Annotated in this window: 12 protein-coding genes; 5 read left to right on the top strand and 7 right to left on the bottom strand. The window is 71.7% G+C overall.

Annotated features, from left to right (window positions below):
• The 3 genes from ACO1BR_RS41515 to ACO1BR_RS41505 form a co-directional block, all read right to left on the bottom strand.
• Positions 1-370: hypothetical protein (locus tag ACO1BR_RS41515; protein WP_426800306.1), on the bottom strand; the 370-nt coding region annotated here is incomplete at its 3' end.
• 285 nt (positions 371-655) lie between these two features.
• Positions 656-1,321 carry a class I SAM-dependent methyltransferase gene (locus tag ACO1BR_RS41510; protein WP_426800305.1) on the bottom strand — a complete coding sequence of 222 codons (666 nt, stop codon included), beginning with the start codon at positions 1,319-1,321 and terminating at the stop codon, positions 656-658.
• Between the two features lie 440 nt (positions 1,322-1,761).
• Positions 1,762-2,424 carry a DedA family protein gene (locus tag ACO1BR_RS41505; RefSeq protein ID WP_426800304.1) on the bottom strand — a complete coding sequence of 221 codons (663 nt, stop codon included), beginning with the start codon at positions 2,422-2,424 and terminating at the stop codon, positions 1,762-1,764.
• Between the two features lie 202 nt (positions 2,425-2,626).
• Here ACO1BR_RS41505 and ACO1BR_RS41500 point away from each other — a divergent pair, with 202 nt between their 5' ends.
• The 4 genes from ACO1BR_RS41500 to ACO1BR_RS41485 are packed head-to-tail and all read left to right on the top strand — an operon-like array spanning position 2,627 to position 6,161.
• Positions 2,627-3,988 (top strand): MGDG synthase family glycosyltransferase, encoded by a 1,362-nt coding sequence (locus ACO1BR_RS41500; RefSeq protein ID WP_426800303.1) that lies wholly within the window; start codon positions 2,627-2,629, stop codon positions 3,986-3,988.
• Positions 3,985-4,848 carry a polysaccharide deacetylase family protein gene (locus tag ACO1BR_RS41495; RefSeq protein WP_426800302.1) on the top strand — a complete coding sequence of 288 codons (864 nt, stop codon included), beginning with the start codon at positions 3,985-3,987 and terminating at the stop codon, positions 4,846-4,848. The genes ACO1BR_RS41500 and ACO1BR_RS41495 overlap by 4 nt, the downstream gene beginning before the upstream one ends.
• Positions 4,845-5,228 (top strand): BlaI/MecI/CopY family transcriptional regulator, encoded by a 384-nt coding sequence (locus ACO1BR_RS41490; protein WP_426800301.1) that lies wholly within the window; start codon positions 4,845-4,847, stop codon positions 5,226-5,228. Before ACO1BR_RS41495 ends, ACO1BR_RS41490 begins: the two co-directional genes overlap by 4 nt.
• A gap of 3 nt (positions 5,229-5,231) precedes the next feature.
• Positions 5,232-6,161: a M48 family metalloprotease gene (locus ACO1BR_RS41485; RefSeq protein WP_426800300.1), complete on the top strand. Its 930-nt coding sequence runs from the start codon at positions 5,232-5,234 to the stop codon at positions 6,159-6,161.
• Positions 6,162-6,206: 45 nt separating this feature from the next.
• Here ACO1BR_RS41485 and ACO1BR_RS41480 read toward each other — a convergent pair whose 3' ends face one another.
• On the bottom strand, positions 6,207-6,656 hold the full coding sequence (locus ACO1BR_RS41480) for an MFS transporter (protein WP_426800299.1): 450 nt from the start codon (positions 6,654-6,656) through the stop codon (positions 6,207-6,209).
• A gap of 220 nt (positions 6,657-6,876) precedes the next feature.
• Positions 6,877-7,707, bottom strand: coding sequence for a helix-turn-helix transcriptional regulator (locus ACO1BR_RS41475; RefSeq protein ID WP_426800298.1), 831 nt, complete (start codon positions 7,705-7,707; stop codon positions 6,877-6,879).
• Between the two features lie 127 nt (positions 7,708-7,834).
• Here ACO1BR_RS41475 and ACO1BR_RS41470 point away from each other — a divergent pair, with 127 nt between their 5' ends.
• Positions 7,835-8,689: an NAD-dependent epimerase/dehydratase family protein gene (locus tag ACO1BR_RS41470; protein ID WP_426800297.1), complete on the top strand. Its 855-nt coding sequence runs from the start codon at positions 7,835-7,837 to the stop codon at positions 8,687-8,689.
• 577 nt (positions 8,690-9,266) lie between these two features.
• Here the strand turns inward: ACO1BR_RS41470 and ACO1BR_RS41465 are convergent.
• Together ACO1BR_RS41465 and ACO1BR_RS41460 are read right to left on the bottom strand one after the other, a co-directional pair.
• The gene (locus ACO1BR_RS41465; protein WP_426800296.1) at positions 9,267-9,413 is read right to left on the bottom strand and encodes a hypothetical protein; all 147 of its coding nucleotides are present in this window, start codon (positions 9,411-9,413) and stop codon (positions 9,267-9,269) included.
• Positions 9,414-9,425: 12 nt separating this feature from the next.
• Positions 9,426-9,881: a helix-turn-helix domain-containing protein gene (locus tag ACO1BR_RS41460; protein WP_426800295.1), complete on the bottom strand. Its 456-nt coding sequence runs from the start codon at positions 9,879-9,881 to the stop codon at positions 9,426-9,428.
• Positions 9,882-9,987: the final 106 nt, after the last annotated feature.

Genomic DNA, 9,987 nt, shown 5'->3' with positions numbered 1-9,987 from the left:
GGCCGCCCCACCCGGGTCGGGGTGAGATGGCGTCATTGTCCGGTTCATTGGGGAGCGCGACCACGAACGCGGGATGGTTGAGGATCGCGGCGGCGATGGCCTCTGTCCGCACCGGATCGGACAGGATGTCGTCGGCGATCGGTTCGGCGTCGCGCAGGGGCAGGGTGAAGCCGAGGTCGGCCGTGGTGGTGTACGTGATGACGTCGTCGCCGGGTTCGGTGGCGGCGTCACGGATGTGTGGGCTTTGGCGCGGCGCGTCGGTGGTGCGGATGGCGTCGTGATCGGCGTCGAGCAGCGGGCTCTTGTCGCGGTCGATGGCTGGTGTGGTCGAGCGCCGTGGTTGGTGCAGTCGCAACTTGTGGCCGGGCACGCCACGAGAGTGTTCATCTCGTAGGCGTGCTCACGGGAGAGCTTGGGGCGGGGCCGGAGGTTCTCGATCGTTTGATCAGGGTCGTACGGCTCTCAGGGCAGCGGCTGTCAGTCGTCGCGGCATACCCGGGCCGCCTTGCGGGCCTCGGTGAGCTTGCGGGCCTCGCTGGCCTTGCGGGCCTGGCTGGCCTTGCGGGGCTTGCTGCCGGTGCCGCGGGAGGCGTCCTTGCTGGTGCTCGGGGCCGTGCGGGACGACGCCGCGATGGCCGGGCTGTGGCGGATTCGTTCAGGAGGACGCGTCGGGGCAGGTGCAGGAGCCGTCCCGCTCGGTGTGGGCGGCTGTGCCGACCGGCGCCAGATGATGGACCCTGGCCGGCGGTAGGTTCCCCAGCACCACTTCGGTACGGAACGCGTGTCGGCGTAGGATGTCGCGCAGCTCCGCTTGTCCGGCGAGGGTGCGCTCGCGGTCCGGTCCGCTGGCCAGCGTCCGGCGCACGGTCGCGCCGCCCACGTATCCGAAGAAGGACAGGGTGCCGCCCGGGCGCAGTGATCCGAGCAGCCGGTCGAATATCTCCGCCGTGGTCCGGGCGTCGAAGTTGGCGAACGGCAGACCGCACACGATCGTGTCGTACAGGCCCAGTTCGTGTTCCTGGACCAGGCCGGTGAGGACCCGCAGTCGCGGATCGCGGCCGTACGTCCCGCGCAGCAGGGTGGCGAAGCGCGGGTTGGCCTCGACCAGGTCCAGGGTGTCCAACTGGCCGAGTGATCCGGCGATGTGGCGGGTCACCGCTCCCGTGCCGGGCCCCACCTCCAGCACCGCGCGGGAGTGGCCGGGGCTGGGGATCACGTACCGGGTGAGGGCCTTGCCGAGCCTGGGGCTGCTCGGAGCGATCGCCCCGACGTCCTGGCGGGTCCGGGCGTACTCCCGGAGGAACAGCGTCAGTTCAGCCATAGGGCGACTCGTTCTCTGGTGATGGCGGAATTATCGGTGGCATAAGTCATCGGTGCTGACGGTGGCCGGCTCGGTGATAGATCACCGATGAACGTGCCCTGACCTGGGGACACCGCCACTGAACGGCCGGGGAGGTACCGGGCAGGAAGAAGCCGATCACCTGGGGCATGGAAGACGTCCTTACGCGAGACGCGGCCTGGGCGTGAGGCGGCAGCCGCCCGGCACGTCATCGGCAGGCGAGACCACCCGGTCAAACTACTACATGCTGTAGAGGTGCGGTCGTCCTCGCTGCCCTGGACGCCGATCGCGTGGGTGCGGGGGAGGGGGAGGCGGGTATGCGATCACCAGCCGGATTGCCGGACTCTCGGGCCCGGTAACCCACGCCGCTGCCGCCCTGGTGAACCGGCTCCCCTCGCCGGCGGCACTGGTGAGGTGGATGGCTATGGCGCTGCCTGCCGCTGGGTGGCGCGCGCTGCGTGTCGTGAGCGCCCCCACTGCCAGACGGGCGGCACTATGCCTGCTGCGAGGGCGGCGACGATCACGGGTACGAGGTATGCCGCCCCGTGGTTGCCGGCGGAGCCGAGTGCGTATCCGGCCAGTATCAAGGACTGTGACCAGGCCAGTCCGGCCAGGACCTGCCACAGCGTGAAGGTCGCCGCGGGCATCCCGAGCATTCCGGCCGCGGGGTGCACCAGCGTGCGTACCACCGGCACGAACCGGCCCAGCAGCACCGCGCGACGGTGACCGTAACGCGCGAACCATGCCTCGGCGCGCTCCAGTGCCGGACGCGGACGCCCCGCCGGCCCGTGCGTAAGCGCCAGCCGACCGCTTCGTCGCCCTGTCCAGAAGCCTGTCTGCGCCCCTGCGGCCGAGCCCAGTCCGGCGCACAGCAGTACCAGCGGGAGCGACAGGTGCACTCTGCCCGGTGTGCCGGGTGCGCACAGCAGTCCGGCCGGCAGCAACAGGGTGTCCCCGGGCAGGAACGCCCCGAGGACCGGCAGTCCGGTCTCTGCGAACACCACCGCCAGCACGGCCCACGCGCCGTACCGGGACAGCAGCGCCCCCGCATCCAGCCCGCCCATCGCCCATGACGCACCCGTCACCGCAGAGTCCTCCCCTTCGCTCTCCCTGCCGGGGCGAGTTCTGAACCGTTCCCCCAGCACCCTACTTCTACATCATGTAGTAGTTTCAGTGGTGGCCTCCGACCTGGCCGCACCTCGCGCGGGTTGGTGGCTCCTCGCGCCCTGTGCTCAGGCAGCCGGCGGAAAGTCCCGTCGCATGTGTCCTTCAGGAGGCTGATCGGCTGTGTCCTCTCGCGACAACCCGGCAGATGTGCGGGCGCTCCCGCCGCTCCCGGACGCCGGGCCACAGGACCCCGCCTCCCCACGGATCGTCGTCATTTCGGCGAGCGTGGGCGCGGGACACGACGGTGCAGCCAGCGAACTGACGCGCCGCCTGGAGTCCGACGGGTTCCGTGTGGAGCGGCACGACTTCCTCGATCTGCTCCCGGCCCGGCTGGGGCAGTTGCTGTCCTGGGGCTACCACCGCCTGCTGACCTGGGCCCCCGCGGGCTACCAGCGGATCTATGCCGCCACCGAACACGGCGCTCGCCCCGGCCCCCTGGCGCGCGCCCTGTTCCGCAGTGCGGAACGTCGCACCCTGCGGGCGATCACCCCGGACACCCGCGCGGTCGTCTCTACGTACCCGGGAGCGAGCCAGGTACTTGGCGCGTTGCGCCTGCGCGGCCGTCTGGCCGTGCCCGCGATCACCTACCTCACCGATTTCTCGGTCCATGCCTTGTGGGTCGCGCCCGGTGTCGACACCCACCTCGCCGCCCATCCCATACCCGCCGGGCAGGCCCGCGCGCAAGGCGCCGCCGGGACCGTGGTGACCGGGCCGCTGGCCGGCACCCGGTTCGCTCCGGCGACCACGGCAGAACGCAACGCGGCACGGGCCCGGTTCGGACTGCCCCTCGGCACGCCACTGGCCCTGCTGGTCGCGGGCTCGTGGGGCGTGGGGCCCGTGGAGCAGGTCGCCGCCGAGATCCGGGACAGCGGCGTCGCGGTGCCCGTCGTGGTGTGCGGGCGCAACCACGCGCTGGCCGGGCGTCTGCACAAGGCCGGCGTCGAGCACGTATACGGCTGGGTGGAGGACATGCCCGCGCTGATGTCCGCCGCTGACGTGCTGGTGCAGAACGCGGGCGGCCTCACCTCGCTGGAGGCGTTCGCCGCTGGTCTGCCGGTCGCCAGCTACCGCTGCATACCCGGTCACGGACAGACCAACGCCGCCGCGTTGCAGGAGGCCGGGCTCGCCACGTGGATACGAGAACCCGCAAACCTCGCACCTGTGCTCACCGACCTGCTCCACGGCCCGCTCGGCCACCAACAGCGCACCCGAGGGCTTGAGTTGTTCCGGCAGAGCGACGGTCCGGCGCAGACCGTCGCCGCTGCCGCGGGCGGCAACGGCGCCTCTTCCCAAGTCGCGGCAGGAAGACGTCGGTTGCGGGCGGCGACCCGTCGTCCGGCCCGGCTCGGCCTCCCGGTGGCGACCGCGGCCATGGCCACCACTGTCGCGCTGGGCATCGGTGCCCCCCTCGCCAAGGCATACGGCGACTCCCCGGTCCACCTCGCCACGCTCGCCCACTTCATCGAGGGAGTCCGGCGATGACCCCCCGCCGCGCGACCCGCACTGTCCTACGCGCCGGGGGCCTGACGCTGCCCCTGCTCGCCGTCGCCCACGCCGCGCCGGCCGTCTCCGCCCTCGGGCCGCTGCGCAACCGATTCATGCCTCACCTGTCCGGGCAGGGACAGCCCGACCACGTCGCCCTCACCTTCGATCACGGCCCCGACCACCTGTCCACCCCGCACTTCCTGCGCCTCCTGGACAGCCGCGGCCTGCGGGCGACGTTCTTCCTGCTCGGCTCGATGGCGGTACGCTCACCCGGACTCGTCAAGGAGATGTCCGCGGCCGGGCACGAGATCGCTGTGCACGGCTGGGCCCATCGCCCGCTGGTGCTGCGCGGGCCCGGGGCCACGTACGACGGCCTGGCTCGCGCCCGCGACACCTTCGCCGACCTCACCGGCATCCCGCCCCACCTCTACCGGCCCCCGTACGGCGTCATGACCAGCGGCGCCCACCTGGCCTGCCGCCGCCTCGGCCTGATCCCCGTCCTGTGGACCGCCTGGGGCAGGGACTGGCGTGCCCGGGCTACCCCCCCCCGCACCGTTTACGACACCGTGATGGCCGGCCTGCGCGGCGGCGGCACCATCCTGCTGCACGACTCCGACTGCACCCCTGCCAAGGGCTCCTGGTGCAGCACCCTCGGCGCGCTGCCCCGGCTGATGGACGCCTGCCAAGAACGCGGGTGGGACGTCGGCCCGCTCCGAGACCACGGCCTCCAGTCCCCGCGCGCTGCAGGCAGTGAGCGGTCCCCGGCATCTACACGCCGTAGTAGCTTGGAGGGCCGGTGGAAACCTTGGTCGCTTCGTTGCGGCGATGGGCTGGTGACGAAGGAGCGGGGAGCGTGAGCGAGCAGGGGAGTCCGGCAGCGGGCCGGCGGGCGCCGGGCGAGCTGGAGAGCGAAGTCCTGTCGGCCTTGTGGGCGGCCGGTGAGCCGGTGGGCGTGGGCGTGGTGCGCGAGCAGGTGGCCGGCGACCCCGCCTACACCACCGTGCTGACGATCCTGTCCCGGCTGCACGACAAGGGGCTCGTGGCGCGCGAGCGCGCCGGGCGCGGCTACCTCTACGCCCCCCTTCGCGACGAGGCCGGGCACGCGGCGGCCGGGATGCGCGACCTGCTGGAGCGGGGCGGGGACCGGGCTGCGGTCCTCGCCCGGTTCGTCTCCGATCTGCCGGCCGAGGACGAGAAGCTGCTGGAGCAGCTGCTGCGCGGGGACATGGAGGGCTAGAACGTGTGGATCAGGTGGATCGTTCTGTGTCTGCCGCTGCTGGTCGGCACGGTCCTCGCACTGACCGCGCCGGGTGCGGGACGCAGACTGCCGCCGCGCACCGCCGCATGGATGCTCACCTTGGCCGCCGTCATTGCTGCAGGCGCCTGGGTGACAGCCCTCGCGATGATCGGCTTCACGTTCGTCGGCCAGAACCCCGAGGTGGCCGAGGAAGGGCGCTGGTCCCCGCACGTGCTGGCTGCCGACAACCCCGTCGACTGGCCCGTGGCCGCCGGCTGCGCACTGGCCGCGCTCGTCTGCGCGGCGGCCCTCGTGGTGGCGTCCTGGCGCCGGGTACGGGTGATGGTCGAGGCGTGGCGCGAATGCCGGGACCTGCCCGTGGCCGGAGACCTGACCGTACTCGACGACCCCGCCCCCGCCGCCTTCGCCCTGCCCGGGGTCCCCGGTCGGGTCGTGGTCTCCTCCGGCATGCTGAAAGCCCTCACCGCCGACGAACGGCGCGCCCTGCTGGCCCACGAGCGCGCCCACCTGCACCACCGCCACCACCTTTTCCTGCTCGCTCTGCAGCTCGCGGCAGCCGTCAATCCGCTGCTGCGCCCCCTCGCCAAGGCCGGAGCGTTCGCGCTCGAACGCTGGGCCGATGAGGAAGCCAGCGCCGCCGTCGCCGACCGCCCGCTGGTCGCCCGCGCCGTCGCCCGTGCGGCACTCGCCGCGAAACGAGCCCCGGCGGCGGCGATGGCGGCTACCGGCGGTCCGGTGCCTCAGCGCGTCAAAGCTCTGCTCGCCCCGCCCACACCCCTGCGCCGCGGCCTGGCCGTTGCGCTCACCGCACTGATAGTGGTCTGCTGCGCCAGCCTGGCCCTGACCGCTCACGACGTCCAGAGGTTGTTCGTCGAAGCCGCCATGCCCTCCCGCCACCACGAACATCGCTGACCCCGTCCTCCAGCGGACCGGGTCGGCGGGTGGCGTGGGTCCCGGTCATCCGTTCCCGGGTTCGGTCTGCGGCTGCGCCCGGTAGGCGGCAATCGGCGCAGCGAGCGCCGCGATCGCCAGAGCCGGTGCCGCGTATCCGCTGGTGAGGGTCGACACGCTGGTAAGGGTGGCGACGAGCAGCGCGCCGCCCGCATCCCCGAGTTCCCCGCCGAGCTCGGCGGCCCCCATGGTCTGCCCGAACCGCGCCTCGGGAGTGGAGGCAGCCAGGGCCGCGAAGCCGAGCGGGGTGATCAGCCCGGTGCACGCGCCGATCAGAACTGCGGCGGGCAGGACAACACCAGGCCGGGGGGAGCCCAGCCCGGCGGCCGTGGCCAGTAGGCCGACGAGGATCCGGCTGGAGGCGGTGATCCGCCCGGCGTCCAGAGCCCGTCCCGCCTTCGGCTGCACAAGGGCCGCGCCCAGGGCCAGGACAGAGACGGCGGCCCCGGTCGCCACGGATCCAAGCCCGACGATGGCGCCGGAGACGGCGTCGAGACCGCTATCGACACATCGCGGGCGACCTCACCAAATGACCGACCGCCGCTTCCTGAAACACGGCCTAGCCGCATCGGACACGGTTCGCTCTCTCGCCGACGAACTCAACCGGTCCTCTGAACGGTGGTCTCGCCATCAGCTGATGCAGCTGCGGATGATCCTGTTACGGCACTGGCCTCTCCTACGAGCTGGGGGTCAGGTCCTGGAGGCCGACGACCCGCAGCAGTTCGAGCCGCTCGTAGGTCTGCGTGCCTGGCCGTGCCGAGTGCACGATGAGTTGCTGGCTGTGGCCGTCGCTGAGGAGCACCTCGCAGTCGAGGTCGAGGACTCCGACCACAGGGTGCAGGAACCGCTTGGGCGATGGGCGGCGCACCACGACGTCGTGCGACTTCCAGAGCTCCTCGAACTCCCTTGACGCGGCACGAAGTTCCGCCACGAGGGCGGCCGGGCCCGGCTCGTCGGGGCGGGCCGCGGTGACCGCCCGCAGGCTCGCCACATGGGCGCGGGCGTGCACCTCGTGGTTCTCGGGCGGGAACAGGGCCCGTGCGTCCGGGACCGCGAACCAGCGGCGGATCACGTTCGTCCCCGCCTGGTCACCGGTCAAGGCCACCGACATCGCGTTCTGGGCGAGCACCTCGCCCCAGTCGCTCAGCACCGACGCCGGCAGGTCGTGCAGCCGGTCCAGGATCAGCAGCAGCCCCGGGCGGACGTGGCCCGAGGAACCACCGGGCCGCGGCGGCTCCTCGCCCGCCAAGTGGAACAGGTGGTCGCGCTCGACGTCCGTGAGCCGCAGGGCGCGGGCGAGAGCGGTGAGCATCTGCCGCGACGGGTGGGAGCCGCGGCGCTGTTCCAGGCGCGTGTAGTAGTCCGTGGACATCCCGGCGAGCTGGGCCACCTCCTCGCGGCGCAGGCCCGGGGTGCGGCGCCGCGGACCCGCGCTCAGCCCCACGTCGCAGGGGGCCAGGCGGGTGCGGGCGCGGCGCAGGAAGTCGGCCAGTTCGGTTCGATCCACGGTTCCAGGATCTCTCGGACCCGGACTCGTATCCAGGGAGCGCCGGTCCCTGGATAACCGCGTCTCTCCCACCGTGCCCGTCGCTCCCGCACGCTTCAGACATGGCAACGACGACGAGGAGGCGGCCATGCTGACATTGGTGACAGGATCGACGGGCCAGGTTGGGCGGCGGTTCGTGCCGCGGCTGCTGCAGAGCGCGACGCCCGGCGACGAAGTGCGGGTCCTGGTGCGGGACGCGGCGCGCGGCGAGCACTTCGCCGGGCTCGGCGCGCAGGTGCTGGTCGGCGATCTGCGCGACGCGGAGGTGCTCGGCAAGGCGACGGCCGGCGTGGACGCGGTGGTCAACGTCGCCGCCGCGTTCCGCGGGGTGGCGGACGAGGAGGCGCGGGCGGTCAACCGGGACGCGGCCGTCGAGCTCGCCCGCGCCGCGATGGCCTCGGGCGTGCGACGGTTCGTGCAGGTCAGCACCGGACTCGTGTACGGCGCGGGGCGGGGCAGGTCGCTGGTCGAGGACGACGAGACGGTGCCGGGCGGTCATTTCTGGGGCGTCTACCCCGAGTCCAAGTGGGAGGCGGAGCGTGCGCTCGGGGCGTTGGATGGCCTGAACGACCTCCGCATCGGACGGCTGCCGTTCGTGTACGGCGACGGGGACCCGCATCTCGCCAACGCAATGGAGTGGGCGCCGAACTGGCCCGCCATGCAGCGCCTGCACATGGGCCACCACATGGATGTGGCGCAGGGCCTGCAGCGGCTGCTGTACGCGCCCGGGGCGCACGGCGTCTACAACATCGCCGACGATGCCCCGGTCACCACGGTCGACCTCTTCCAACTCCATGGCCTGCCGGTGCCGCAGGAGGCGTACGACAAGGACGCCCCGGACCCCTGGCACAGCGTGATGTCGACAACCCGCATCCGCCACGAACTGGGCTACCGCCCGCTGGTCCCGTCGGTGTGGACGGCACGGGACGCGGGGCTGCTGTAACCGGTCCGTGGCCGGCGCCCGCTTGATCGGTCACCCGGCGCTGGAGCTGGGAACTGCGCGAGCAGCCACGAGGCACACACGGCCGCCAACGAAACACCAACAGTCCACCATGCCGACGACCGGTGCCTACGCGCCGTCGTCGACAGGGCCAACATTGACTGATGCAGCGAGGGCCGGAGGCGTGGGAGTGCTGCAAGAGCGCGGTTCCGGCGCCGACTGGCACACGGTCAGCGAAGTACACACAGCACGGTTCGGGCGAGACCCGCCCCCCCGGGCGCCATGGGCCAACTACGAGAAAATAGAGACGAGTTGGTGTGTGGTAGCGGGTGAGCGTCCCTGCGGGCGGATGGACTGATCCGGGTGCGGCGATCACGGTCAACCGAGCGGTGCTCACATCAGCTGTTCACGGGGTCTCGCAGCGTCACCTGGCCTGATGAGTTGAGAAGCCGTATCTCAACCGATCTTGGAACGTGCAGACCGAACGGGAGTCTTGGGCGGGTGATCTTCCGGCAGTGCGCGCATGAAGGCAGGCGGCCCAAAGCACTCACTCGAACGCATTCGCTCCAACGTGGCCCCGTTACCGGCGGGCAGTGAACCGCCCGTCAGGGCGTTTGTGTAGCCAGCCGCGGTTGGCGAACTTGGTCATCTTCCGGCGCAGCGGCTCCAGCCTGCCGCGCACCGAGGTGTCCAGGTCCAGCCGTTCGCCGACCGTCCGAACCTGCACCGGGCCGTCGGCTTACCGCACGGTCGCGAGGATCTTGCGGTGGTCGCCGGGCAGCGCGTCCTCGTCGGCCACGTCACTGCGGTGCGGGATGAGCAGGACCGCCCGCCCGACCACCTTCGCCGATGCCTGAGCAGCCGAGCCGGCCGCCTTGGTGTCGCCCCGCACCTGCTCGGCCAGGCGGTTCAACACTCCCTCCGTGATGGCAAGTTCGTCCTGCTCTGCCTGTTCACCGATGTCCTTGGGCGCCGTGTCGGGGCGTAGGCGCTCGACCGGCACATCCGACATCAGTTCCTGCAGGTCTCCCCAGCGGCGGTAGATCGTCGACGGCGTTACGCCCGCGTGCTGGGCGACCATCGGTAGGGTCAGGGCGTCCCGGCCCACCTGCGATGCGAGTTCGCGGACGGCGGCGTGCACCGATGCCTGGACTCGGGCGATGGGCCCGCCGGGGCGCACCATCTGGCGAAGCATGACACCAGCTCAGAGCAAAGATGTTGCGTCTAGACCCAATGCCGCTGACTTTGAGGGTTGGCAGCCTGTAGCTTGTGGCCGGGGAGGGGTGCTTGGTGCCACGAGC

The sequence above is a fragment of the Streptomyces sp. YGL11-2 genome, assembly GCF_050054615.1.
Classification (GTDB): Bacteria; Actinomycetota; Actinomycetes; order Streptomycetales; family Streptomycetaceae; genus Streptomyces.
The sequence above is the reverse complement of the archived record's forward strand: the minus strand, read 5'-3'. Positions and strand labels throughout refer to the sequence as shown.

Coding starts and splice junctions, on each gene's coding strand:
- ACO1BR_RS41470 (WP_426800297.1), top strand. CDS start 7,835: ATGCTGACATTGGTGACAGGATCGACGGGCCAGGTTGGGCGGCGGTTC.
- ACO1BR_RS41510 (WP_426800305.1), bottom strand. CDS start 1,321: ATGGCTGAACTGACGCTGTTCCTCCGGGAGTACGCCCGGACCCGCCAG.
- ACO1BR_RS41495 (WP_426800302.1), top strand. CDS start 3,985: ATGACCCCCCGCCGCGCGACCCGCACTGTCCTACGCGCCGGGGGCCTG.
- ACO1BR_RS41460 (WP_426800295.1), bottom strand. CDS start 9,881: ATGCTTCGCCAGATGGTGCGCCCCGGCGGGCCCATCGCCCGAGTCCAG.